This is a genomic window from Edaphobacter dinghuensis (genome assembly GCF_014640335.1).
Taxonomy (GTDB): Bacteria; Acidobacteriota; Terriglobia; order Terriglobales; family Acidobacteriaceae; genus Edaphobacter; species Edaphobacter dinghuensis.
In genome coordinates, this window is sequence record NZ_BMGT01000002.1 from 201,673 (window position 1) to 228,137 (window position 26,465).

A 26,465-nucleotide genomic window follows, 5' to 3' on the forward strand; every position below is an offset into this window, starting at 1 on the left:
TTTGTCAAATACAAGCCGCGTTATTTGCTTTCAATTGATCTACAACTTTCGATTGTGCAAATGTACTGTCATCTTTTAAACGGACTCCTGTGTTGCCCAGCGCTCGTGCTTCGCGAAGCAGATAGACAAGCCTAAAGGCAGCCTCTTCATAAGAGAGCCCAGATAGACGAATATTCGAAATGCAATTCCGTTCTGCATCCGAGCGTCCAACATACGGCTTATAGGTGAGATAGGCGCCAAGGCTATCTACTGCGGTTAATCCTGGTCTTTCTCCAATCAGGATGACTACCGCCTCAGCTCCGCGAATCGCACCTATCTCATCACCCAAAGCCACACGCGCCTGCGTGGCCAGCATAATCTCATCTAACTCCCATTCGACAAGTTGAGGTTGCAATATCTTTAGCAGTACAAGTGAATGCTCCTTGGCGGCAAGTGATGAGAGTCCGTCGGCAATGACAATGGTAAGTCTTCTTGCTGAATGCGATAGCGGATGTAAGTTCTCAATACATTCGGCTGCAAGTCTGCGTCCAAGATCGGGACGATGAAGATATTCCGTACGATTCCTTGCCTGACTCCACACTTTGCGCGATAGAAATCCAGCATCGGTGAGTTCCAATGTCAACACATCCGCTTGAAATGGAGCATAGATAACGTCTTTCGCGCGCGCGTGAGCCATGCTGAAGCTCAGCAATACCTCTGTCGGCAGACTCGATCCAACTCTTCCCAGGCCAACATGTGCTTCTGTAAATCGCGATAATGTTTGCCAGGGGTCGGGCGGGGCAAATGATTTGCTCATAGGTCACCAATGGCGAGAAGCCCGCCGGGGAGTAGTGCACTCAATGCTTGCTGCGGCGGCATCAGCATTCCCACCTCATCTGTGATTTCCATCTGATGCAACCACAACTCAAACTCAGGAGCGCGTTTTAATCCCAACACCTTGCGCAGGTATAAAGCATCGTGAAAGGACGTGCTCTGATAATTGAGCATGATGTCATCCGCACCGGGAACCCCCATGATGAAGTTCACTCCAGCTACCCCAAGCAGCGTCAGCAATGTGTCCGTATCGTCTTGGTCAGCCTCAGCATGATTGGTATAACAGACGTCACATCCCATGGGCAGGCCCAGTAGTTTGCCGCAAAAGTGATCCTCGAGTCCGGCCCGAATAATCTGTTTGCTGTCGAAAAGATACTCCGGGCCAATGAATCCAACCACCGTATTGACGAGCAACGGCGAGTATTGCCGTGCTACAGCATAGGCGCGAGCTTCGCATGTTTGCTGATCAACACCGAAATGAGCATCCGCAGAGAGCGCACTTCCCTGCCCGGTCTCGAAGTACATACAATTCTGTCCGACAGTGCCTCGCTTGAGCGAGCGCGCGGCTTCGTGCGCCTCTCGCAATAAGTCAAGCGTGACGCCAAAGCTCTCATTTGCCTTTTGCGTTCCAGCGATGGATTGAAAAACCAGATCAACTGGAGCCTCAGCCTCGATTGCACGCATCGTATTGGTGATATGCGTTAGCACACAGATCTGTAACGGCGCATTGAAGCGTTGCCTAAAGTGATCTAGCGCACGCAAAAGATCGATCGTTGTTGCAATGCTGTCGCTTGCAGGATTGATGCCAATCACTGCATCGCCGCAGCCGTACAGTAATCCATCGATAGTTGAGGCCAGAATACCCTGAATATTGTCAGTTGGGTGATTCGGTTGCAGACGAACCGACATGCGTCCCGGCAATCCAATCGTGTTGCGAAAGCGCGTGACTACCCTGCACTTACCCGCCGCCAGAATCAGATCCTGGTTCCGCATAAGCTTGGAGACGGCAGCTACCATCTCCGGGGTTAGACCCCGCGCTACATTTGCTAATGTTTCACTATCGCATTCATCGCTGAGTATCCATTCGCGCAACTGGCCGACCGTGAGATGTCGAACTGGCGAAAATGCCGAATCATCGTGAGTATCGATAATGAGCCGCGTTACATCATCGTTTTCGTAAGGGATCACAGCCTCATTCAGAAAATGAGTCAGAGGCACGTCTGCTAAAGCGTATCTTGCCGCAACTCTCTCAATCTCAGACTCCGCAGCAATTCCCGCTAAGACATCACCCGAGCGTAAAGGGCTGGCCTTCGCAAGCAACGTCCTAAGATCGTCGAATCGATACGTTCGGTCATGGGTCCCATACGAGAACATCACAGGTTGAAACGCTCCTTAGTCTCGCTGAAGGATTTAGCTCTCAATCATCTTTAGTCTTCATTATCAGGGGATTTTCAGAGATCGAGGTAACAATAATCCGCAAATGTCGTTGCACCGATAGCTATAGTCTCGACCTTGCATGCCAGTCATAAAGCCGCTACAAAACCTCAAAGCCCGGCATTCGTGCCAGGCCTTGGGCTATTCAAGCAAAAGACTAACCAGCAGGATCGTTTAGCTACCCGCATCTGGAACAACAGCTTTTCCCTTGGCCGAAAAATAGGCTGCTAGTGGGTCATGAGGCAGAGCCTTCAATCCAGCCACAACGCACTGGGCATTCAGTACCGCACCTGCCCAACTGGTATGCGTATGCGGATCAGCGAACAAGGGCTCTACTTTCTGTTCGCCAAGCTCGTCGTAGTGGCGCGCAATAATCGCATTCAGATCAATGAATGCCACATGTTGCTGTTCAGCGACCTGCTTCGCCCATCCACCGTAGTTATCGGAGTTACGAATGACCTTGCCATCCTTCCATAGCTTACGTGGAATCGGAGAGCAGACAATCGGAATGGCTCCTTTTGCAAGAGTATCAGTCACATACTGGCGCATATACCAACCATAGGTGTGTACAGTCTCATGCCGCTTGAGAATCGGATTTTCGATCTCTCTACTCTCATTGCCAACACCTGGAATAGTTCCGCGAGCGCGAGCGGTATCGTCCAGCGGTCCCGAATCGTTGTGTCCAAACTGAAAGAGAACGATGTCGCCGGGCTTCATCAATGCAAGCGTATCGGCCCAATGTCCCTCGGTAATATAAGTACGGCTACTGCGACCGCCGATCGCACGATTAACGACATTAATCTTCAACGTGTCGAAGAAGCAAACGATCGGCTCTCCCCACCCCCACTGCCCATGAGCACCATCGCCGTGGCCGTTACGAACCGTAGAATCGCCGACGATAAAGAGCGTCGGCAGATGAGGATTGGCAGGCATCGGCAACCCAAGCTTGGCATGAACTGCGGGATCCGTGGGCGAGCCCGGCTCTACTGGTATCTGCGTAACCTGCGCCAGCGCTATCGAACCAGCAAGAAGGAAGACCGCGACAAAGGCAAACAGGAATACGGCTTGGAGGCAGGATTGTTTCTTCATTGAAACTATTTACTATAATCGAAATTAAAGCGTCAAGTCTTTGATTCTGGCTGTAAATAGGGGCCATTAGGTTGCGGGGAGACACGGACTATAAGGCGTATACTGGATATAGTTCTTTGCAGCGCTCCAATGCAATGTTGGTGCCAGCTCCAAGATGGGGGCGTCACGGCTTCGACGGGATTGCTTGTGGCAGAGAGGCATGCCGGGGTGTGGACACCCGTAATCGCTCACAAAACTATAAGTGCCGAACCTCAATTCGCGCTTGCTGCTTAATTAACTAAGTAGCCGATCGCTCAAGCTTCGCCTACGGGCCTGTACCGATCGTCGCACAGTAGGCTGGTCTTCCCTGCTCCGCCTGAGCGGGTCGGACGAGATCAATCAGGCTGGTCGTCGTCGCATCTTCGTCCGTTCTAAGCGCCGATGACGAGACAAAGATGAACCGGAAAAAGCATGAAAGCTCTCTGTTGGAAGTTTTTTCGGACGCGGGTTCGACTCCCGCCGCCTCCACCATTTTTAAATATTTATCATGAATCCCCTTATAGATAGCAGCAGTGAGTGCCTCTGCGTCTCCGCAAGGGGCAATTACTTCGTCCGTAAAGATGGATTGGACTAATCACGCTCGTCATAAGTATTGCTCGATGTTTCCATAGCAGAGGCTGCTTGCAAGAGCCATTGACAAAACACAATGCTGTGAACTCCGGCGTTAAAGTTATCGCGATTAAGCTGGCTTCCTCGCCCAAATAGTCCTGTAGAAAGATATGTAGCTCTCAACGAAGGCGGTCGTCCAGTCATCGTCCCGTAACAAACCTTAGCTAGTGTTAGTGAAGCAGCACTTAGCTAAATATCTGCAAACCAACGGATGCAATTCCCTTCACTATTCATCGTCTCTGGCTATGACCTATGCCAATAAGCAGACGTCGACTGCTTAGCCACGGGCTCTACACCTCAGCAGGGCTTGCGCTCAGCAAACACGCGTCGGCAATCGGCCAGACCATGGCTTCTCCTCCGCAAGTAAGAAGCGGAGTAAAACTTGCGCGTTACGTAGATCCTCTGCCTATACCTTCACTCATCAGCGCAATCGGCAGTTCGAACAAGATCATCGACATCGAAATGCGCCAGTTTCGTCAGCGAGTACATCGCGACCTGCCGCCAACTACACTCTGGGGGTATAACGGTTCCTGGCCGGGGCCTACCATTGAAGTGCAAAGCGGTCAGGCTCTCAGTATTAACTGGACGAGCAAGCTACCCACCAGGCATCTCTTCCGTGTCGACCATTCCATCCACGGAGCTGAGTCTTCTATTCCGGAGGTTCGCAATGTCGCGCATATCCATGGAGCCTGCGTTCTACCTGATGACGACGGCTTCCCTGAAGCCTGGTTTACGGCTAACGGAGAGCACGGCCCCAAATTCAATCCGCGTCCCTCTTTTTACCCAAATGGCCAATCCTCCACGGCACTGTGGTATCACGACCATTGTATGGGTATCACCCGGCTCAACATTTACGCAGGCCTGGCCGGCTTTTATCTCATCCGCGACGAGGCCGAGCGAACATTAAATCTTCCCAGCGGCGAATACGAAGTGCCACTCATGTTGCAGGACCGACTCTTCCATCGTGACGGCTCTCTCTACTATCCAACGGTGGTTAACGGTCCTAGAGAACATCCTCTATGGATACAGGAGTTCTATGGCGACATGAACTGCGTCAATGGCATGGTCATGCCGTTTCTCGAGGTCGAACCGCGCAAGTATCGGTTCCGTATCCTCAACGCCGCCAACTCCCGTTTCTATCATCTACGACTATTCAATACAGACGGCGCCGGTAAGTCCCTCGATGACTCCTTTGACGACGTACCCTCCTTCCAGCAAATCGGCACCGATGGCGGCCTACTTCCAACTCCGCTCGAGCTACGCTATCTGCTCATCGGACCGGCCGAGCGTTTCGACATTGTCATTGATTTCTCAAACTTCAAAGGAAAGTATTTCTCTCTCGTCAACGACGCCCCGGCTCCCTACACGATGGGAGGCCAGTATGTAGCAGAAGACGTAATGTTATTTAAAGTAACGAAGCCGCTCTCAGGTAAAGACACAAGCACTGTGCCAGACACTCTCGTTCCCTTTGAAGCCCTCGAACCCACTTACGCTACGCGCGAGCGCATGCTGCTTGTCTCCGAAAAAGAGCGTCCGTCCGACGGCTACGTTATCATCGGCCTGCTCGGCGATGCGCGTTGGCACGACCCTATCACCGAAGATCCCAAAGCCGGAAGCACTGAAATCTGGTCCTTCGTCAACATTACCGGCGACGTGCATCCTTTACATATTCATCTCGTGCAGTTTCAGGTCTTAAATCGGCAGCCCTTCGATGTTCAGACCTACCAGCAGACTGGCAAAATTGTCTTCACCGGCAAGCCCATGGCCCCCGAAAGTAATGAGCGGCCAGCACATAAGGACACCATCAAGTCCTACCCGGGCTTCGTCACGCGAGTGATCCAACGCTTTGATCTACCGCAGGGAGCACCCACTACGCCGGGGGAAGAACTTGTTTACGTATGGCACTGCCACATTCTCGAACACGAAGACAACGAGATGATGCGACCATATAAAGTCGTTATCTAAAGAATTTCCGTGCTTTGGCTCAAAAGACCGCTCTGCACTCAAGCAGGTTCCGAATGCGAGCGGAGCAAGCGAGCCTTCGCAGACGGATCGCCGTCTGGAACGTAAGCACAATTATTCATCATTTCATTTTTCATTGACGCATTTCTGGAGCCGCTGGCTCTACGGTTACACCACCGAGGATGCATCCCCAACGGATGCTGCCGTCGCCTCAGTATTTTCGGAGGTTACACCGTGAAATCAAAACGTAAAATCAACGCCCCTAACGGGACATTGAAGTGTGGCGCGATGATGTTGATTGCGCTGCAAGTGTTTGCGGCAATGCCACAATCCGCTTACGCCCAGAATTCTGAGCCACACACGACGACGCCTATTAAGCACGTCATTGTTATCATCGGTGAAAACCGCACCTTCGATCATGTCTTCGCCACTTATACGCCCCGTGAAGGTGAAACCGTATCTAACCTGCTCTCAAAGGGCATCATCAGAGCAAACGGTAAGCCCGGCCCGAATTATGCTCTCTCTGCGCAGTTCTCGGCGCTGGACAGCACCACCGCAGGCAGTGGAACCTACACCAATAGCCCCCAATCCAAGAGCATCTATGGCGTCCTCCCAGCCGTACTCGCAGGCGGGCCGGAAGCTCCTACCGTCGCAGGCCCAGCTCCTTTCACCACGCTGAAGGTCGCAAAACTTGCCGACCATGGTCTCGCCAAAGCTTATGACCGGTTCCTACTCACAGGAGCGACTGGCATTCCCGCGGGACAAATCGATACACGCATCTCCAACGCCACTTATCTGCGCGAAGGCGTCTACCAACTCAGCGGGCCGAAGATGCCGTACGACGCCTACACCAACAGCCCCGTGCATCGCTTCTTCCAGATGTGGCAGCAGACCGACTGCAATGCCGACTACGCCACCTTCGACAATCCCAGCGGTTGCCAGAACGATCTGTTCCCTTGGGTTGAGGTCTCGGTCGGTACGGGCAGCAATGGTAATCCGCAGCCTAGCAACTTCGACGACACCACCACCGGCGAAGGTGCCACATCAATGGGCTTCTACAACATGGCGCAGGGCGATGCTCCTTATTTCAAGGAACTCGCAGATAAGTACACCATCAGCGACAACTTTCATCAGTCCGTCATGGGAGGCACAGGCGCCAACCACATCATGTTTGGTTTTGGTGATGCCATCTTCTATACCAATCCTCATGGAGTGGCCGTACGTCCCCCGACCAACCAGATTGAAAACCCCAACCCGCAGACATCCACCAATGACTACTACGATCAGGATGGCTATTCAGGCGGCAGCTACGTAAACTGCGGCGACATCAGCCAGCCGGGAGTGCCCGCCGTTACCAACTATCTCCAATCCCTTCAGCGTCCCATCAAAACAAACTGTGTGAAGGGCGACTACTACCTGGTAAACAATTACAACCCCGGCTACAACGGAGACGGAACTCTCGCCTCGCAGCTCTCTCCTTATACGATCCCGCCCACCAGCCAGAAGAGCATCGGCGATGACCTCGTGGCTCACCATGTTCCCTTCAAATACTTCGGCGAAGATTGGGACCTCTACGTTACCGATCCCACCGAATCCAACACCTTCGACGAGTACTGCAACATCTGTAATCCCTTCCAATATCAGACACAGTTTATGGGTACTCAGGCTGCCCGCCAACAATATATCGCGGACACAACTGAACTCTATGAGGACATTGACACCGGCAATCTGCCGCCTGTCTCCATCGTCAAGCCCAGCGGCTTCAATGACGGGCATCCGGCATCATCCAAACTCGATCTGTTCGAAGGCTTTACAAAAAAGATCATCGATCAGGTCAAGGCCAATCCTAAACTGTGGGACAACACCGCTATATTCATCACTGAAGATGAAGGCGGCGGATACTACGACTCGGGATACATTCAGCCCGTTGACTTCTTCGGTGATGGCACTCGTATTCCTCTCATTGTCGTCTCGAAGTACTCCGAAGGAGGTCATGTATCCCACGAATATGGTGATCATGTATCTCTCATGAAGTTCATCGAGAAGAACTGGGATCTTCCAACTATCAGCAGCCGTAGCCGTGACAATCTGCCGAATCCGATCCAGAGAGAGAGCAATCCGTATGTGCCGACCAATAGCCCAGCTATCGGCGACCTCATGGACGACTTCAGTTTCTCTCACAACCGCTAAGCATGATTAAATTTTGTGAATCGCTTCGACGGCCAATAATCATTGGCCGTCGAAGCGCATTTTAGGATCACTCCAACCGCAGTAACAATACTTTTTACTTAGGTCGAAGAATACAAAGGAACGCCTGTATGCGCATCGTTCGCTCCGCCTCAACACTCGTCGGAATCCTCTTCATTGTGGCTACAGTAGTAGCTCCTTCAAGTGCAACTACCCCCACCACTCCTCACAGCTTTCACATTCAAGATCAATGGAACATCGGTGGCAAGGGCGGATGGGGCTTTCTCGCTATAGATCCTGCAGCCCATCGGCTCTATATTCCTCGCACAAATCGCATCTCTGTCGTCGATACCGATACCGGCAAAGCCTTGGGAGAGATTCAAGGTATGTCGAATCTGCGTGACCTCGCTCTTGATGACTCCGGTAGGTATGGCTACGCTACCGATGTCACCGACGGCACGGCAGGCTTTGTTCGCATCTTTGATCGCGTTTCTTTCAAATTGATCGCGTCTATTCCTACCGATCCTATTCCTGACGCCATCATCTTTGACTCTGCAACTAAGCTAATCTTTGCCTTCAGCTATCGCGCTCGCAACGTCGCAGTAATCGACACATCGACCAACCAGATCGTCTCGACAATTCCTCTTGCAGGTCACCCTGGTTCTGCCATAGGCGATGGCAAAGGTGGAATCTTCGTGGCACTTCCTGCTCGCGGTGAAATCCAGCGCATCGACGCAGTTTCGCGTAAAGTCACAGCATCATGGACTCTCACACCATGCACTGGGCCCTCCGGTCTTGCTATTGATGCTCAACACCACGAACTGTTCACCACCTGTGAAGATCACAAACTTGTCGCTGTCGATGCCACAAACGGGCAGGTCAAGGCCATCGGTGATGCTCCTAAGGACGCAGGCGATCTCGATTTCGATCCCCGGCTAAACCTGCTCTTCCTCGCTGATCCGGCGGGTTCACTCACTATATTTCGTCGCGAATCGCCGCTTCGCTATACCGTGCTGCGAAGCGTTAACACAGAGGCCGGGGCACGAACGATGGTCGTCAATCACAAGGATGGAAAAGCGTATCTGGTTACCGCCAAATATGGCCTCAACTCCGGAAACGTCTCCGAAGAACTGCGCTATCGTCCCACCCCTATTCCAGGAAGCTTCTCTGTCTTCGTTGTATCCCGTTAAGCAAAGACAAGATTGATTGCCTAAGAGCATACAACCTCAAAGCAACTTCAATAAAGGTCGCAGTCCTATGGATCTAATGGATCCATAGGGTTTTGTTGTAGAGACTCGATGCTTGGCAAGAAGATAAGGCTGGTATTTGAAGGCCGCGCGACAATCTTATACGGCACATAGCCCAACTCCTTCCGACAACGCTCTGCTAAGGATTGACTCTGAATATACGTGATCTGTGAAGGGTCGCTGACAACAAGCGCTGGTTTGTTCATCGGCATACCGTATCGATAGATCTCTCGTACAGCGTTGCGCATATTGGTCGTCGTGTGCCGAGCATGCGGATCTACGAGAATTGCCTCTTCCGGAACGTGATAATCGCGTAGAAGTGCTTTTTTCATCTCTATTGCCTCTGCAAAATGTGTCTGCGATGGATGCACATACCCACCTGACACCAGGATGAAAGGAGCTTTACCAGCGTGATATGCCTCAGCGGCCAAAGCAGTCCGTTTGCGTCCAACTTCGGCGAGAGCGACATTTGGATCTTCCGGCCCTTCCCCTGGAACCACAATGACTGAGAACGCGTAGCGGTCCCAATGGGTCGATGAGATAGACCGAAGAGCAGCTTTATTAATCTTCTCCTGCATCGGTTCAAAACGGCCAGCCTCATCGCGATGATTCAAAGCCAGCAACTGCAGTGCAGCCGTGAGAGAAGGTTCAAAGAATAGTTTGTCCGTTACTGCAGATATCTGCTCTGTAAGTGAAGTAACGCGCTCCAGAAAATCAGCCGAATGTGTATCAAAAGATATGGAATCTATCTTCGGATAGCGTGGCCGACTTCCCTCGCCGTAAACTGCGAGCACATCGTTAAGCCCGTGAGCGCAGAGCACCCACGCACTTACAAGAAGGTCTTGTCCTCCTCGCTGTTGATAGAGCACATAAGCTCCACTCTCCTGCAGCTCGCGGTCAATAATCTTCCTGACATCCGGGTTGCTCTGATAAATCCTGGTCAGTGCGATGGAGACAGACTGAATATCTTCATCGGCCCACGTAAGAGGCCGTAACAGACAATCCGAATTCTGGTGGCAGGTCTGCAATGCCAGCTTTAGACGTTGCTGTCGCATCGAATTTAGCTGTTCAAGAGCTTTATCCGATGCTAATACGTTGCTGATTTCTGTATTAGTTTGGAAGAGCGATAGAAGGTAAAAGTTCTTGTCCTCGATAACAGAATGCAGCGGTAGCGGCTTTTTTGCTGGAAATACTTCCGCGAAATTATGAGGAGTAAGAACTGCAATGGCTAAGAAAAAAATCTGAAAATGGCGCAGGAACATAGGCGCTGGGGTCTCCATCAAACGATATCCGGTGATCTTGAATGTGGAGGCCACCGCAATATGCGAAGACCTCCACTCTTCTTTAAAACTTCAAGCTTGCTCCGATCTGTACGTTGCGTGAAGTACCCGCAGCGGTTTCTCGAAACAGGTCGCTTGAGTTTGCCGTACTGATGACGGCGCCGGTGCATCCTGTGGTGGTGTTGCAATTCAGATTGTTGGTATTGAGAAGGTTCTCCGCCCCGATGAACGCGGAGAGATGAACATGCTCACCTATATCAAAGTAGCGTTTGACCTGTGCGCTTACCTGAGAGAATCCCCGCCCGCGAAAACTGTTGCGGCTTTCAAAGAGAGGCCGATCATTGACGACACCATCATTGTTGAGATCTGTGCCGGCCGTCACATTGATAGGAAATCCAGAGTTCATGTAGGTAATTGTGGAGATTTCAAAACCATTGAGCCAACGCAAGGACGACTCGCTCAGCTTGGGTTGATAAAGTCCCTGAAGAACGAGATTATGACGAATATCACTGTCTGCATTGCCATAGTCGCGATGGAGGTTGGTAGGATCGCTGATGCTTCCCCCCTCTCCAATGTTGTCATCAAGCGCATGCGAGTACATATAGTTGGCGGTGAACTCGAGACCATTTGAAAGCCGCTTTTGCAACGTAAGAAAGCCGCCAGTGAAACTGGACGTCGTTCCCGAATGAACAAGATTAATAGCTCCAAAGCTAGCGTTGGGACGATGAGCAGTGCCAGCGAAGACCGGTCGCCCATCGGCGAGTGTCTGGCCCGTCGCAGTCAAATTTGTATCCGCATAGTAAAGTCCATGACGCAGTCCTGCGAACTGATAGCCGATAGTAAGTTGAAAGTTTGCTCCAAGCTCCTGTTGAACCTGCATATTGGCTTGCTGCTGGTAAGTATTGTGAAAGTTCTGATCGAAGGCAGTAATGCTGGGAGGAACCTGAAAGGCACCGCCAGTGAACTGCGGAACGGTAGGAAAGACGGGCGACCCTGGCGTACTGCCTGTCACCAGATAGTTCAGCAAGCGATGTCCATTCACTTGCGCCGCGTTATAAAAAGTTGCCAGGCCGGGTACATCGTAGTACATACCATAGGCTGCGTGGACAGTCGTCTTTTGGTTTCCAAATGGAGACCATGTCAGTCCGAGCCGCGGTGCAATATCTTTGTAGTCATTGGGTACGCTACGCGAAAGCGAATAAGGAGCAAGAGGATCGAAGGTCGGAAAGAGGATAACCTCATAGCGTGCACCGACATTGATATTCAGATTGGGAGTAACACGAATCTCGTCCTGCGCAAATGCATTCATGAAGTTGAAGGCAATGCGAACTTCGGGATTACCACTGTATGCGGTAAGGTTTGTATATGTGAAAGGCAGCCCAGTTGCAGGGTCTACCTTTCCGGCGACAGTATCCAGATATTGGTTAAGAGCGCTGACAGCAGGACGTCCGTTCTGCGCAGCAAGTCCACCGAAGGTAAAGGTAGGCGCAGTTCCCGAGAGATTCGCAAAAAGTTCGTGGTCATACTCCACTCCAAATTTCATGGTGTGACGTCCACGTGTCCAGGTCAGATTGTCGAGCACACTTGTACTACGTTCGGTTGTAGTCGTGGTGGTCAGGGGGCTGAAACCAATATTTGCAACGCTGCTGATATTGATCAAGACGCTTCCCGCAGGTGAGCTGCTGACAACCGGAAAATCTCCAGTATCGCGTTGAATGGTGCCAAATCGAAGTTCGTTGAGTAGCGTACTCGATAGCACGGTAGCCAATTGAACTCCGCCCCCGTTCTGATGGTCAACGTAGCGAGAGCCGCGATCTACAATACTAAGGCCGCTATCGTTATTAGGTTGATGGTTGGTGAAACGTGCATAGCGAACATAACCGCTATTCTTCGAGTTCAGCGTATAGTCCACTTTACCGACGAAGGTGCGGTAGGTCTCTCCGAAAGGTGCGGTGCCAATCTCATTACTGGGCAATCCAAGTGCGGCAGCATTGGCAGGAGTGATGGTGATGGCATTCGGAAGGGTGTAAGGGTTGTTTTCGAACTGCCCGAAGAAGAAGAGCCTGTCTTTGATGATCGGCCCCCCCAAAGTAAAGGCTTCGTCATACCAGCTACGATCGGGCTGGACAGTAGCGAGCGTGGGGATTGCTTGCAAGTCGGTGGGGCGCCACTGCCCAAGTGCCGAGCCGTGAAACTGGTTAGTCCCTGACTTCAAAACCACGTTGATCTGTCCGCCTGCTGCCCTTCCAAATTCGGCAGAATAGCCATTGGCTAGAGTCTGCGTTTGTGCAATCGCTTCAGGAGTCACGATGATGAGGCGGATCTGTCGGTTCCCTCCATGCTGGGTATCATCAAGACCATCGAGGTTCCATTGAGAGCGCTCTGTTCCGCCAAAGGTAAACTGAGTTGTCGAGAACGTACTCGTTGGCATTCCAATGACACCAGGCGAAAGGAGGAGGAAGTTGTATGCCTGGCGCGACAGGATCGGCAGATTTTCAATCTCCTTGCGGTCAAGCACTGCGCCCACGGTTGAAGTTCCAGTGTCTACAATATCCGAACCGGCCTCGACCTCAACCGTCTGCGCGGTACTTCCTACAGCCAAAGAGATATCCACTCTCGCTTCCTGACCAACACTGAGCACAATATTCTGGAGCGTATTTGTCTGGAATCCATCAGCCACCGTAGTAAGACGGTAAACTCCTACCGGCACGAGCGGAAAGCGGTAATACCCCTTCCCGTCGGTCGTCACTTCCTGAGAAACTCCAGTGCTGACATTGATGAGCGTGTTATGGGCGCCTGAGATCGCACTTTTCGAAGGATCTAAGACGTAGCCGTTTACTGCAGCATCTACAGCATTTGCCTGTGCAAACGAAGCAACAGGAAAAGCTGCCAATAATAAGAAAAGCTGTAAACAAAGATTGCGGATCACGTCACTGTCTCCTAAAGCATAGTTGGTGAAAACCGGAAATGGACCAGCTCGGCCCGGTTGCCATATCAGCTCGCATAGGATTAGCACCGTAATTCGCAGTCATCAAAACAAATCACTGCAACGTCACTGCAACACCCAGGATACAGAGCGCAACAGCTTGAAATTACAAAAGATGTAGTAGATACAGAAGTATCTGATACAGTGAATGCACTGTTTCAGCCATGTTTACATGGGGTTTACATGAGACTGCTTAACTAAGATTCTTCATGGTCAAAGAATGATCTTCGTCGAAAAAGAGGCAGCTAACCCCGGAGCTTCGGCGACTGATCCTCGTCGCGAACTCGTAAGTCGTGTTGTCGCCTCATCGCTCTTTGCAAAAGCAGAACGTCTTTCGACCTTGCTTCTCTATGTCTGCAATGTCGCCCTGGACGGTAGAGCAGATGAGCTCAGCGAACAGAATATTGGCGAAGCTGTCTTCGGTCGGTCACGTGATTACGATTCTGCTAATGATGGGATCGTTAGGGCGCAGGTTAGTCGTCTTCGGCAGAGGCTCGACCTCTACTTTGAGGGCGAAGGAATAGATGAGCCGGTCAGGATTGTGATTCCCCGAGGGGGCTATATCCCCTTCTTCGAGCCACGCCCCTCCAAAGAGCCTATACCTCCCACTTCGCCAATGCCGATTCCAGGTTCAGTGGATTTACCCGTTGAGTCACCCCACATCGCAAGAAGCCGTTCAACCGGAACCGCCGTGGCATGGAGTCTGGTGGCAGTTCTTGCAATCGTTGTTTTGCTGTTGTCGCTAAAAGATCTTGGCTTTTTTAAGAAGGCCCCGCCAACCCATGTAGCGACTCATCCCCTCTGGAGCCAGATGTTCATTCCAGGTCAGCAAACCACACTTGTCCTGGCCGATAGCAATTTAGTGGTTTGGCAAGGAATGATGAAGCGAGATGTTCCTCTGGAGGAATATCTGAGCGGCAACTATAGGACCACAATCCCGGCAACAGCTACGCCTCTTCAGAAAGAAGCAGTACAGATCGCCCAGGGGCGATATACGTCGATGATTGACGTCGAAATGATTCAGTATTTCTCGCAGATCTCACAATTAGAGAAAAGCAAGCTCGACGCACGCTATACGCGCGATCTAAGGCCCAACGATTTAAAGCAGGGCAATATCATTCTCAGTGGAGCATCGGAAGCTAATCCATGGGTTCTGTTATTTGAGCACGACATGAACTTTGTTTTCTCTTATGACCGGCTGCATGATAAGTCGGCGGTTATCAACCGCACTCCCATAGGAAATGAGCCTCGGGAATGGGATTCTATTCACACTGAAAATCAGCATCACGTCTATGGTGTTGTCGCTTATTTGCCCAACCTTAGCGGAAATGGAAACGTACTTATCCTTGAAGGCACAACAATTGCAGGCACCGAATCCGCTCTGGATTTCGTATCGGACGATTCGCAATTATTGCCATTCCTTAAACAGTTGAGACGTGCTGATGGAAGCCTCCCACACTTCGAAGTTGTTCTCGGAACCGACAACATGAGCGGGAGTGCTGTAAAAAACAGCATTCTTGCCTGGCGTATTAAAAAATAACGATCACTTCTGTCAGATAAAAGGCAATTCTAGTGTCTTCCGCCTGCAACTCTGAGATTACCTCGACGTTCCCGACGTCTTTGCCATGAACATGTACTGGCCCGGTGTTACTCCCAGAACACGTTTGAACTTCTTGGTGAAGTGGCTCTGGTCAGTGAATCCCGCCATATAGGCAACATCGACAAGTGGCATACCCAACTGCAGAAGCGATGTTGCCATCTCAATACGAAACTGCGTCAGATAGTCTCGTGGGGTCAAGCCGACGATCTCTTTAAACATCCTCAGAAAATGAGAAGCTCCATACGGCGAGAGAGCGGCAAGCTCTGCCAGGCTGAGATTCTGCCTATAATTCGCTTCCATATACTGCAGCGCCGTCCCAATCGACGTTTTGTCGAGCTCCGGTTCAGCATCACGATTTACAGACTCGGAGTATCGCTCAACCGCACGTGAAAAGATGGAGCAAAGCAGAGATTCAAAGTGCAGCCTGTCGCCGTCTCTCTCCAGTGCAACGTGAAGCCGAAAGAGGCTGGAGGCCAGTTCGCGATCCTCCACAAAAGGCTGCTTGAATCTCAGGGTCTGCATCGAGGCATCCGACGCCATCGACTTAAGAAACGTCTTGTCCAGGTAGAACACCCGAAAGCTCCACCCTAATGAATCTGCCGGCGAAGGAGCATGAGTCTCCCCCGGATTCAACAGCAGTACCGTTCCCCTTCCGAGCACATGATTTGCGCTTCGGCAGTAGAAGCTCATCGCCCCGCGGTCCACCACACCGATTGCAGGAACCCGATGAAAGTGTCGTGCAAACTCGTAGTTCTGGTACGAGCCCTGAAAAAGTTCCACCCCATCGAGACCCGCATGTCTCCAGATTCGCGCACGGTCGCCATCCATCAGCGGCCTGTCGCCGTGATCATGTTGCACCTCTGATTCAAAAGCACTTAGGATCTGCGAAGTATCGGACTTCAAGGATAAGGAACCGTCCGCTTGAAGCTCACTGGCCATACTTAAACGATACCAGTTATTTAACTTAGCGCCCCAAAAAGCGATTTCATACAAGATTAATAACCTGATCGGTTGCCACAATCTAACTGTGAGCCGATTATCTGGACTATTTTTACCTCTGGTGCTGATCCTTACAGCATTCCAGCCACTCCACGCACAACATGCTCCGCTGTCTCCCGACGCTCCGTGGCAACCGACTCACAATCTCTTCGGAAGCGGCCCCACCCCGCTCTATCGCCACGAAGCGACCTTGGACAACGACACGGTATACACCCTTGGGCAATTGATCGACATCGCCGAGGAAAACAACCCCTCCACCCATGCCGCATGGGCGCGCGCACGAGCTGCGGCCGCATCGGTTGGCATCGCCAAAAGCGAGCTTTACCCGACGATTATTGCGGCAGCAGCCGGAAGCACCTTCCTCAACCCGCCGCTGCTCTATAAAACTTTCGTAATTCAGGATATCGGCGCCTTCGAAACAGCATTGAAGATCAACTACACGCTGGTCGACTTTGGAGCGAGGCGTGACGAGATCGACGCCTCCAAGGCGCGACTGCTTGCGGCCAACCTCAGCTTCAACAACGAGCAGCTGGTTCTCATCCAGCAAGTGTCGTCTGCCTACTACAAGCTCCTCAATACAATCGGACTTCGCGAGGCGGCCGAAGTTAACCTGCACGACGCGCAGACCGTCGAAGACGCCGTCCGTGATCGCAAGGCAAATGGTCTGGCGACTCTGCCCGATCTGCTTGAGGCACGTGCTGCAACGGCCAAGGCAGATTACGAGCTGCAAAGCACGCTGGGTGCCGAAAAGACCGCGTTCGGCGATCTTTCCACCGTCATGACCGCGTCTCCCACCAGCCCCTTCAAGGTTCAGGAGCTCAAAGACCTTGTGATTCCCGACACCATGAATCAAACGGTCGAAGAGGCTATCCAGAGCGCTTACCAGACTCGCCCCGATCTGCTGTCCGACATCGAACATGTAAAGGCTGCCGACGCAGAGCTGAAATACGCACACTCCGCTTACTACCCCAAACTCGAGTTCGACGGCTCCAAAGGCTGGCTTCGCGCCTGGGGACAACAGGAAAGCTACGAAGGGACCTACGGCAAGACCTATACCTACGACGCCAAGCTCAGCCTTACCTGGACCGTATTTGATGGCCTAAAGCGAGAAAACCGGATCTCGCAGGCAAAGGCCGAGCGAGCCGCTGCCGAAGAAGAGGTTCGCGAGCGCGAAGATAAGATCGCCGACCATGTATGGGGAGACTACGCTGACGCCACCACTGCCTTGCAGCAACGAGTGGCAGCGACCTCTCTGCTCAACGCCTCGTCCGAGTCATACAACGCATCGGTCGAATCCTACAAAGACGGCGTCCGTAACATTCTCGACGTGCTCTCTGCCGAGCGTGATCTCGCACAGGCAAGAGCCGTCGATGTGACCGCTCGCACCCAGGTACTTCAGACATTTATGGACCTGGCCTTCAGAACTGGCTCCCTCCTCACCGACCACCCGAAAGGCAACCATCCGTGAGCCTCCAACAGAACGCAGAACGTAAATTCTCCATGTCAATCAAGCGATTCGTCGCTGCCCTCGGCGCTTCAGTAACCGTTGCGGGACTAAGCGGATGCGCCTTCTCTCCTTCCATTAACGTCCTCGGGTCGTATTTCCCCGCATGGATCGTCTGTTGCGCTATCGCCATCGGCATCACCACTCTGATGCACTATCTGTTCTCGCGCTGGAAGCTCGTCGATCAGCTTTGGCCGCTTCCCTTCCTTTATCCATGCCTGATCAGCTTTGTGAGCTGCTTTCTTTGGCTTGTCTTCTTTCGATAACGAGGTCTTTGTTTGAGCGACAACACACAATCATCGAGATACACCCTGCGCGGACATCTGATCAGCGGTTTCATTGTGGCTGGTGCCCTGATCACCGGCGCAGCGACGATCTATGCGGTCAACAACTATCCCCGAACCGACGACGCCGAAGTCGTAGCAAACGTAATCGGAATGGCTCCGCTGGTAGCTGGCCCGGTCGTGGAGCTGCCGGTCAAAGATAACGAGTTCGTCAAAAAAGGCAGCCTGCTTTATAAGATCGATGATCGCCCCTACCTATATGCCTTGCAGGACGCTCTGGCAGCGCAGAAGCGGCTTGAGGGAGAGATCGAAAACGAGACCCGCCGCATCAACGCGCAAGAGAGCACGGTCGATGTTTCAAATGCAAGCAGGCAGAATGCGGTTGCCAACGAAACGCGCGCCGACGATGAGATCGCAGTAAGCGAGGCGGCCATCGCTCAGGCTAGCGCCGCTCTTACCCAAGCGCAGGCCGATGCCGACTACGCCGTCAGTAACCTGCACCGCATCGAACCGTTGTTGGCAAAAGAATTTGTTACGCCTGATGATGTGCATAAGGCAAGATCGCTCGCCGAGGCCAAGACCGCCGCCGTTGAACAAGCACGTTCAGCCCTCACCTTGGCTAAGGCAAAGCTTCTCGCAACTACAGCCCAAAAACAACAGGCAATCGCGCAGCTCACCCAGGCCGAGGCCCAGGTCAAAGAATCCTCCGAAGCCGTTCTCGTCTTAGCTCCACTGATCGCGCAGCGAGAGAGCAGAGCAGCCGCTGTCCGCCTTGCGCAATATAACTATGAACAGTGCAGCGTCGTCGCTCCCTTCGATGCACGCGTTACCAACATGACCATCTCCGAAGGAGACTACGCCAAGATAGGACAACAACTGTTCACGCTGATCGACACCCGAACCTGGTGGGTGCTGGCCAACTTTCGCGAGACGCAGATTCAGCACCTGCAAGTTGGAACTCCGGCCGACATCTATCTCATGGCCAATCTCCACACGCAGCTCAAAGGTTATGTAGAGAGCGTAGGATACGGCGTCACACCAGACCCCGACGTAGTAGGCAAACTATCTCAGGGACTTCCCGACGTTCAGAGGACCCTCAACTGGGTGAGGCTCGCATCGCGATATCCTGTGCGCGTCAGAATCTCGAATCCACCTCCGGGTGGGCTGAGAGTTGGCGAGGTTGCCATCGTGGGGATGCGGCCGAAGTCATGAACGACACCGCCGCCACTGATCTTCCGGCAATCGCGGCACCTCGCAGATCCTCGTGGCTGGAGTCCTTCCGGGCGCTGCTTGAGACCGAGCTCGCCTCTTATCCCGGTCGCCCGTTACTCGTCTTGCGAATCGTGCTGGCTTGCACCTTCGTGACCTTCTGCATCATGGTCTTCCGAATCTCGGGCGGCGTGCTGGGTGCATACTATCCGTTGCTCATATCGCGAGATAACCTTCACTCCACACGGCGCTCCGCTCTCTGGATCGCATGCGCATGCACCCTGGGAACAGTTGAAGTCGCGATCGGCGCAATGCTCTTCGTCGGATCTCCTTTTCTCCATCTTCTCTGGGTCTGGGGTAGTCTCTTTGCGATCTTCTACTTCATCAGCACTGTAAGAGTCTATGAGGCAGCTCTCGCGCTGGGTGTCTTCCTTACAAGCGCGATCACTATCTGGGATCAACAGCTCTCTTCCGATCTAAGGCTCCGGCAGACACTGTTCACGCTGCTCGTCATTCTCGTCGGCTGTGCTGTGTCTGTAGTAATCGAGTACCTCTTCTCACGCACCCATCCACCGGACGCCGTAATCGAAGGAATTCAACAAAGGCTCACCCTCACTGAAAGAGTTCTGCAGCAATATATCAGCGACGAGTCAGACTGGAGCAGGCTGATCCACGAGTTGCGCCGTAACTCCGCACGCGGAACAGCTACGCTGCGAGCATTCATCGCTCAATCCGGATACAGTTTTGAAGAGCAACAGCGTCTCTCTACCGCCGTATCCCTTGCAGGCAGGCTCATCGATCTCTCCTCCAGCCTCACCGAAACTGAGCGCAGCCTTACCGCTACGGATCGAGAGCTCTGCACCGTCGTCTGCCAGAATCTCTCACTTCTCGGTGACAACCTTTCACACCGCAAGATTCCCGAGTGGATCGATATCGACAGCAAATATCAGACCAGCGCGCCGATCCTCATCGAGATCGAGCGCACCGTCGATCTCCTCGCAGAGAGCCTTTCGCAGTCGATGTGGGACAGCACTGGTAAAGAGCAGAGGCGTCCGCAACACAGGCCGCGCCGCCGAATCTTCATCTCGGACGCCTTCAGCAGCGACACCCATCTCAAGTTCGCAATCCGTGGCGGCCTCAGCGCCATCGTCTGCTACATGTTCTACATGAGCGTGGGATGGATAGGGCTCAGCGCCTCCGTCGCCACCTGCATCCTCACCGCACTCCCCGTTACCGGTGCTGCACGGCATAAGCAACTGATGCGCTTCGCAGGCGTAGTGCTTGGCGCGTGCGCCCTTGGCTTCGCCGCGCAGATCATCATCCTGCCGCAGATAGATTCCATCCTCAGTTACACATTGCTCTTCGCATCGGTAACTTTTATCGGAGCGTGGATCGCCACCTCCAGTCCGCGGATCGCTTACTGCGGTGTCCAGATCGTCCTTGCATACGAGCTGGTCAACCTGAACCGTTTCTCCTTAAACCCAACGCTGATCGCGGCCCGCGATGCCGTTCTCGGAATCGTGCTGGGTATCGGCGCAATGTGGCTTATCTTCGATCACCTCTGGGCCACCACTTCAACCGAATCCCTCAGACCGCTGCTCAGCGTCACCATCCGCGAGATTGCCGATCTGTCGATCGAACCGGTGACATTTGCCCCTGCATATCGAGAGGCATCTCTCGAAAAGAAGACCTCAGCGATCATGAACAACTTTGGAAAGCTGCGCTCTTTGATTGATGTGTCTATCTTCGAGGCCTTCCCCAAAGCCCCTACCGACGAGCTTCTTCTACAGTGTGCAAGAGATTACCTGCCTCAGCTTCGTGCCACGCTGCTCATCAAGGCCGGCCTCATACATCACCAGACCATCACGGAGTGCCCCTGCGAGAGCGAGATTGCTGTTCAGGTTCAGCAACGCTGTACCGAACTTCTGCGCACCATCGCATTTCATGTCGAAACAGATTCGCCTCCCTTGCTCATACCACTTACCCTTGATCAACAGTTGAAGGAGAGGCTGCACTCGGACACAGAGCGCGTACGCAAAGGCCAGCTCGAATGCGACCAGATAGAACTGCGGCTCTGTTCTTCCCTGTTCAATGTCGTCCACCACTTAGCAGCCGGCAGAGAACCGGCAACGCGACACTGAGAATTAGTGCTCGGCGTAGCTCAACCTGGTCGAGCTACGCCGCCACTCTTTAGTGGCCGGTCGAATCCCCACGGCGGCTTGCTTCAAACAGGAACCATGTACGCCGTTCGGTCTCGTCGATCCAGTTCTCGATCAGGCTGGCCGTGGCAACATCGTCGTGATCGTCGCAGGTTGCATGAGCCTCGCGCAGGCGCTTGGTCAAGGCAAGGTTGTCCTCTCGCAGTTCAGCGAGCATATCCTCCGGCTCAACGTAATCCGCATCATTATCGGAGATACGCTGTAGTCGGGCGATGTGACCGGTCGACCTTAGCGTCGTTCCTCCAATCTTGCGAACGCGCTCCGCAATAGGGTCCGTCATGGCAAAGAGCTGGTCACCATGCTCATCGAGCAGCAGGTGATAGTCGCGAAAGTGCGGCCCGCTCATATGCCAATGAAAGTTCTTGGTCTTCAGATAGAGCGCAAATACATCCGCCAGAATGCCGTTCATTGCGGCGGAAATGTCCTTTGTGGCCGCTGCCTTCAGATCGGTTGGAGTAGCGAGCGGCGCTTCCTGCCTGCTCTTCAGTGTCTGCGTGGATCCATTCGATTTCTTCATGAAATTGCTCCTTACTGAACACTGCCTATCTTACCGCGCTTCATAAACATCATCATGAAACACCGAAAAGCTAAAGCGCAGGCTCCTCTGCAAAAGTCTGCTTCACACCCTCTTCAAGCGAAGTAAAAGGCGCCGTGTACTGCGCCGAACGAAGACCGGCGACATCGGCCTGCGTGTAGTGCTGATACCGGTTCTTGAGATCTCCGGGAAAAGGAATGTACTCAATCTTCCCCGGACCATGCACCTGCATCAACGCCTCCGCTACTGCCTTAAAGGTTCTCGCCTCTCCAGTTCCGGCATTGACGATAGCGTGTACGGGCTTGCGCGGACTATCAGGCAGCAGACCGCCGAAGAACATATTGATGCGAGCAAGATCTTTAACAAACACAAAATCGCGCCGCTGTTCCCCGTTGCCGTAACCGCCCGATCCCTCGAACATGCGAATCGTCCCTGTGTCCTGAAGCTGGCGGGTGAAGTGATGAATGACGCTGGCCATACGGCCCTTATGCTGTTCGCGCGGACCATAGACGTTGAAGTAACGCAGACCGACAACCGTGCTCTTGATCTCAGGCATCAGGCGGCGCAGGTAGTTATCGAAGACCAGCTTCGAGTAGCCATAGACATTCAGCGGCCGCTCATTCTGCGGAACTTCCTCGAACTCCGTGCTCGCTCCATAGACAGCCGCCGTAGATGCATAGACCAACGGAATCTTCTTGTCCAGTGCGAAGTGCAACAACTCTTTGGAGTAAGTAAAGTTGTTGTCCATCATGTAGCGGCCATCGTCTTCGAGCGTATTCGAGCAGGCACCCTGATGCAGAATGGCGCGAACCTTCGCTCCCTCAAAGTCTCCAGCCTTCAACGCGGCACGAAACTCCTTCTTGTCCATGTAATCCGCGTACTCGGCACCGGCAAGATTCAGAAACTTGGGTCCACTAAGATTAGGTGCTGGAGCAAGGTTGTCGACGACCAGAATGTCGCGTTCGCCAATCTGATTGAGTTGGTGTACAAGGTTGCTGCCGATAAAGCCTGCTCCGCCGGTCACAATAATCACGGTTTAGTTCTCCTCATTTTGCGCGTTGTTCGCGGTAAGTTTTTTGACGATGTTTGTCGTAGAAAATCCTTCGACTGTGGGAACGATCTCGACGCGTCCCCCTGCGGCGATGACGTCCTCGTGGCCAACAACTGTCTCGATGGTGTAGTCGCCGCCTTTAACCAGAACACTGGGCCTTAAAGCGCGGATCAGCTCAAGCGGCGTGTCTTCTTCAAACAGAACTACAGCATCCACCGCAGCAAGAGCAGCCATAACGCGGGCACGTTCGCGTTCACCGACGATCGGCCGCGACGGTCCTTTCAAGCGGCAAATCGACGCATCCGCGTTAAGACCAAGCACAAGCTTCGATCCGAAACGGCGGCAATCTTCGAGTAAGGTAATGTGGCCGACGTGAAGCAGATCGAAGCAGCCATTCGTAAAAACGATGGTCTCCCCCGAGGCGCGCCACTCTGCAACGCGCACCTTCGCATGGTCGAGGCTGAGAATCTTTTCTCCAGCCGTAACCCCAGAGCTGGGCGTGAGCACGGCCACCAACTCGTGCCGGGCGATAGGCACCGTTCCCACCTTGCCGACCACGACGCCCGCAGCCAGATTGGCAAGCTCGATGGCAGTCTCAATCTGAAGCCCCCCCGCAAGGCAGGCGGCCAGAGTAGCAATAACGGTATCGCCTGCACCGGAGACATCAAAGACCTCACGGGCACGGGCCGGCGAATGAAATCTGCTGTCACGGCGAAGCAGCGTGATTCCCTTCTCGCTCATCGTGACCGTTAAATATTGAAAATCGTTCTCAGAGATAAGCGGTTGGGCTGCAGCCAGCAGGGCGTCGGTCTGGTGTGCTGAGACGCCTGTCGCAAGCGAGAGTTCACCGAGGTTCGGACATACCGTGGTCGCGCCCCGATATTTACTGAAGTCCGGAGTCTTCGGATCGGCCAGAACAGGAATCTTGGCAATGCGAGCAGCGTTGATAACAGCAGCGCAGAGCTGATTGGTCAGCGCACCCTTGGCGTAGTCCGAAAGCACCACAGCGTGAACCTTGCTGACCAGCTCGGTGGCGCGATCAATAAGCCTCCTCGACTCCACCTCAGGTGGCGTATCGCGGCTCTCGATGTCGAGGCGCAGCAGTTGCTGGTTGCGTCCGACAATACGGGTCTTCGAGATCGTGGGTTGCGAGCTGGAGACTACGCCCACCGTATCCACGCCCGCGCGGTCGAGGATGGCAGCAAGCTCGCCTTGTTCCATATCGCTGCCCCAGAAACCACTGAGGATAGCCTGGCAACCTAACCCCGCCAGGTTCATGGCTACATTGGCAGCACCGCCGGCACGCTCATAACGCTGGGCATGACGGATAACGGGAACCGGCGCCTCAGGAGAGATACGATCGACATCGCCGTGAATATAGCGGTCCAGCATGATGTCGCCGATGACCAGTACTTTAAGTTGGCTGAAACCACCTTCGAGAAGGTTCAGGACGGAGTGGAGTTCGGGCAACATATCTTTTGGGAGGGCTCCTTATCTTCCATCATCGCATCTTCTGGTGAATGGACGAAGACTACGGTCCCCGAATCAGCCCAGCGTGGCTCTCACTGCGGCCAGCACCTCCTCGACAGAGATCGACGTAATGCACTTCTTGCGCTCGACCGTGCAGGTCTCCAGACCGCAGCCCCAGCAGTCGGTTCGGTGATACACCACACGATGTTGCTTGCCATAAGGAAACCAGACACGAGGCTTATTCCGAGCCGCGAAGATAGCCACGCAGGGAGTCTGCACCGCAGCCGCAAGATGCATCGGGCCGCTGTCATGGCCGATAAAGAGACGCGCATGTGCAAACGCGGCAGCGCTCTCACGCGGAGTCAACTTGCCGCACAAGTTGATCACCGGCCCTCCACCTGCCTCTCGCCAGCCGTCTGCGGCAAACTCGCTGGCCTCACTCTCAGGCGGCGATCCGCTCAAGGTAAGAGCGTGTCCCGGATAGTGCGAGGCTACCTCAGCAAGAAGAGCGCGCCAGTTGTCACGGCCCCAGTCTTTGGACTGAACTTTGGTGCCAACGCTGACCGCGATCATGGGCAGCCCTCCCGCCAGACGAATCGCCTCAGCAGCAGTGGCCTGCTCCTGTGACGAGAGCCGAAGGTCCCAGCTCTCCGGATCGTCAATATGCCCATCGCCAAGCTCTGCCAGGTTGCGGACCAACCGCTCACCTTCAGGCTCGAGCGCCTGTTCGGAGTCCTGCCAGAGATTCGTCTGCATATCGTCTGTTACGGGAACTCCGATGAGCCTGGGAATCCCGCAGAGGCGGAAGAACCTCTCGTCGCGCCGCGCTGACTCAACGCCCCGCGCGCCGCCGATGTACACCAGCACCTCAGGGCGCCAGCGCACAATCTGCCACCACAGCGAGAGCAGCTCACGAGCGCTGCGCGTGCCAATCGAGTAGCGATAATAATCATGAACCAAACCGCTGTTCTCAAGAATGGCAGCAGCAGGAGGGGCTTTAACGTTGACCGGAAAGTTGGTCAACATACGGCGTTCCGCATTGGGGAACGCACGCGCGACGAGGTGGAGAGCGGGGAGGGCAACGAGTGTATCGCCCAAACTGCCTAAGCGATAGAGGAGGACCCGTTTTGTCGAAGATGGCATGGTCTGTCTTTTACTCTTGCTGGTTCAGGGAAATACTGCAACCCAGCGAATGGCCTGATAAAGTTTTTTGTGGATGGAAATAAAAAGCAATATGGCAATCTTAAATGCTTTGTCAGTGACGAAGATGCAGGACGAAAAGACGCGGGCCTGGCATGCCACTGAAGAAAACATTGAGTCAGAAGACTTAATGGGACTTGCTGAGGCGCAACACCGCGCCAACTTCGACCTGTGGCACGAAGAGGACAAGGCCCGCGACCCCGGCGCCTCCGATGCCGAAATCGTCGCGGTCAAGCACGCGATCGACCGCCTGAACCAGCAGCGAAACGATCTGGTAGAGAAGATGGACACAATATTGCTCGCACTGGCTGGCGAGCAGAACCCAAACGCACCCCTGCACTCGGAGACGCCAGGATTAATGATTGACCGCCTCTCCATCCTGGCACTGAAGATCTATCACACCGAAGAAGAGACGCGGAGAGAGTCGGCAACTGAAGCGCACCGGCAGAAGAATGCGGCGCGTCTGGCCGTGCTCAAGGAGCAGCGCGCCGACTTGGCCGGCTGCCTCGACGCGCTATGGGCCGAGTCCCTCACCGGCACGCGAAGGTTCAAGCTCTACCGCCAGATGAAGATGTATAACGATCCGGATCTCAACCCAAAGATGTACGGCGCCGGCAAAGACAGGAAAGCAAAGACAGGCTAACCTTAACGGGTAGTTGACCTTGTGCTTGCAGGTGGGTATAAAACCGAAACAAGATTATTTGCAGGAACTGGCTCTCCGTAACGTCGGGAGTCTTGGGAGCGCCAT

Annotated in this window: 19 protein-coding genes and 1 other RNA gene; 10 read left to right on the top strand and 10 right to left on the bottom strand. The window is 53.5% G+C overall.

Annotated features, from left to right (window positions below):
• Positions 1 to 4: 4 nt before the first annotated feature.
• From eutC to IEW09_RS06530, 3 genes are all read right to left on the bottom strand, one after another.
• Positions 5 to 796 carry an ethanolamine ammonia-lyase subunit EutC gene (gene eutC, locus IEW09_RS06520; protein ID WP_188553396.1) on the bottom strand — a complete coding sequence of 264 codons (792 nt, stop codon included), beginning with the start codon at positions 794 to 796 and terminating at the stop codon, positions 5 to 7.
• Positions 793 to 2,187: an ethanolamine ammonia-lyase subunit EutB gene (locus IEW09_RS06525; RefSeq protein WP_188553397.1), complete on the bottom strand. Its 1,395-nt coding sequence runs from the start codon at positions 2,185 to 2,187 to the stop codon at positions 793 to 795. The genes eutC and IEW09_RS06525 overlap by 4 nt, the downstream gene beginning before the upstream one ends.
• 234 nt (positions 2,188 to 2,421) lie before the next feature.
• Positions 2,422 to 3,336, bottom strand: a complete 915-nt coding sequence (locus IEW09_RS06530) for a rhamnogalacturonan acetylesterase (protein ID WP_188553398.1) — start codon at positions 3,334 to 3,336, stop codon at positions 2,422 to 2,424.
• A 156-nt stretch (positions 3,337 to 3,492) separates the two neighbouring features.
• On the opposite strand from IEW09_RS06530, the gene ssrA reads away from it, so the two are divergent.
• The 4 genes from ssrA (at position 3,493) to IEW09_RS06550 (ending at position 9,323) form a co-directional block, all read left to right on the top strand.
• Positions 3,493 to 3,846, top strand: a transfer-messenger RNA (tmRNA) gene (gene ssrA / locus IEW09_RS06535).
• A gap of 390 nt (positions 3,847 to 4,236) precedes the next feature.
• Positions 4,237 to 5,949: a multicopper oxidase family protein gene (locus IEW09_RS06540; RefSeq protein ID WP_229739149.1), complete on the top strand. Its 1,713-nt coding sequence runs from the start codon at positions 4,237 to 4,239 to the stop codon at positions 5,947 to 5,949.
• 231 nt (positions 5,950 to 6,180) lie between these two features.
• Positions 6,181 to 8,136, top strand: a complete 1,956-nt coding sequence (locus IEW09_RS06545; RefSeq protein ID WP_229739150.1) for an alkaline phosphatase family protein — start codon at positions 6,181 to 6,183, stop codon at positions 8,134 to 8,136.
• A gap of 128 nt (positions 8,137 to 8,264) precedes the next feature.
• Complete coding sequence (locus IEW09_RS06550) at positions 8,265 to 9,323, top strand: YncE family protein (protein ID WP_188553399.1); 1,059 nt, start codon at positions 8,265 to 8,267, stop codon at positions 9,321 to 9,323.
• A 65-nt stretch (positions 9,324 to 9,388) separates the two neighbouring features.
• On the opposite strand, the gene IEW09_RS06555 is transcribed toward IEW09_RS06550, so the two are convergent.
• The gene (locus tag IEW09_RS06555) at positions 9,389 to 10,696 is read right to left on the bottom strand and encodes a YdcF family protein (protein WP_188553400.1); all 1,308 of its coding nucleotides are present in this window, start codon (positions 10,694 to 10,696) and stop codon (positions 9,389 to 9,391) included.
• A 28-nt stretch (positions 10,697 to 10,724) separates the two neighbouring features.
• The gene (locus tag IEW09_RS06560; protein WP_188553401.1) at positions 10,725 to 13,553 is read right to left on the bottom strand and encodes a TonB-dependent receptor; all 2,829 of its coding nucleotides are present in this window, start codon (positions 13,551 to 13,553) and stop codon (positions 10,725 to 10,727) included.
• 313 nt (positions 13,554 to 13,866) lie between these two features.
• Between IEW09_RS06560 and IEW09_RS06565 the strand changes: the two genes are divergently transcribed.
• Entirely contained in the window at positions 13,867 to 15,186 is a 1,320-nt protein-coding gene (locus IEW09_RS06565) for a hypothetical protein (protein WP_188553402.1), read from the top strand.
• A 57-nt stretch (positions 15,187 to 15,243) separates the two neighbouring features.
• On the opposite strand, the gene IEW09_RS06570 is transcribed toward IEW09_RS06565, so the two are convergent.
• Positions 15,244 to 16,104: an AraC family transcriptional regulator gene (locus IEW09_RS06570; protein ID WP_188553403.1), complete on the bottom strand. Its 861-nt coding sequence runs from the start codon at positions 16,102 to 16,104 to the stop codon at positions 15,244 to 15,246.
• Between the two features lie 169 nt (positions 16,105 to 16,273).
• Here IEW09_RS06570 and IEW09_RS06575 point away from each other — a divergent pair, with 169 nt between their 5' ends.
• From IEW09_RS06575 to IEW09_RS06590, 4 genes are read left to right on the top strand one after another with little or no spacing between them, the layout of a single operon-like run.
• Positions 16,274 to 17,713 carry a TolC family protein gene (locus IEW09_RS06575; RefSeq protein ID WP_188553404.1) on the top strand — a complete coding sequence of 480 codons (1,440 nt, stop codon included), beginning with the start codon at positions 16,274 to 16,276 and terminating at the stop codon, positions 17,711 to 17,713.
• 32 nt (positions 17,714 to 17,745) lie between these two features.
• Positions 17,746 to 18,015, top strand: coding sequence for a YtcA family lipoprotein (locus IEW09_RS06580; protein WP_188553405.1), 270 nt, complete (start codon positions 17,746 to 17,748; stop codon positions 18,013 to 18,015).
• A 12-nt stretch (positions 18,016 to 18,027) separates the two neighbouring features.
• Positions 18,028 to 19,245 (top strand): HlyD family secretion protein, encoded by a 1,218-nt coding sequence (locus IEW09_RS06585; protein WP_188553406.1) that lies wholly within the window; start codon positions 18,028 to 18,030, stop codon positions 19,243 to 19,245.
• A complete protein-coding gene (locus IEW09_RS06590; RefSeq protein ID WP_188553407.1) occupies positions 19,242 to 21,383 on the top strand; it encodes an FUSC family protein in 2,142 nt (713 codons plus the stop codon). Before IEW09_RS06585 ends, IEW09_RS06590 begins: the two co-directional genes overlap by 4 nt.
• A gap of 49 nt (positions 21,384 to 21,432) precedes the next feature.
• Here IEW09_RS06590 and IEW09_RS06595 read toward each other — a convergent pair whose 3' ends face one another.
• The 4 genes from IEW09_RS06595 to IEW09_RS06610 all read right to left on the bottom strand — a co-directional run bounded on the left by IEW09_RS06595 (position 21,433) and on the right by IEW09_RS06610 (position 25,660).
• Positions 21,433 to 21,978, bottom strand: a complete 546-nt coding sequence (locus IEW09_RS06595) for a Dps family protein (RefSeq protein ID WP_188553408.1) — start codon at positions 21,976 to 21,978, stop codon at positions 21,433 to 21,435.
• 70 nt (positions 21,979 to 22,048) lie between these two features.
• Positions 22,049 to 23,029, bottom strand: coding sequence for an ADP-glyceromanno-heptose 6-epimerase (rfaD, locus tag IEW09_RS06600; protein ID WP_188553409.1), 981 nt, complete (start codon positions 23,027 to 23,029; stop codon positions 22,049 to 22,051).
• 3 nt (positions 23,030 to 23,032) lie between these two features.
• A complete protein-coding gene (gene hldE, locus IEW09_RS06605) occupies positions 23,033 to 24,520 on the bottom strand; it encodes a bifunctional D-glycero-beta-D-manno-heptose-7-phosphate kinase/D-glycero-beta-D-manno-heptose 1-phosphate adenylyltransferase HldE (RefSeq protein ID WP_188553410.1) in 1,488 nt (495 codons plus the stop codon).
• Positions 24,521 to 24,592: 72 nt separating this feature from the next.
• Entirely contained in the window at positions 24,593 to 25,660 is a 1,068-nt protein-coding gene (locus IEW09_RS06610) for a glycosyltransferase family 9 protein (RefSeq protein WP_188553411.1), read from the bottom strand.
• Between the two features lie 91 nt (positions 25,661 to 25,751).
• Between IEW09_RS06610 and IEW09_RS06615 the strand changes: the two genes are divergently transcribed.
• Positions 25,752 to 26,360: a DUF4254 domain-containing protein gene (locus IEW09_RS06615; protein ID WP_188553412.1), complete on the top strand. Its 609-nt coding sequence runs from the start codon at positions 25,752 to 25,754 to the stop codon at positions 26,358 to 26,360.
• Positions 26,361 to 26,465: the final 105 nt, after the last annotated feature.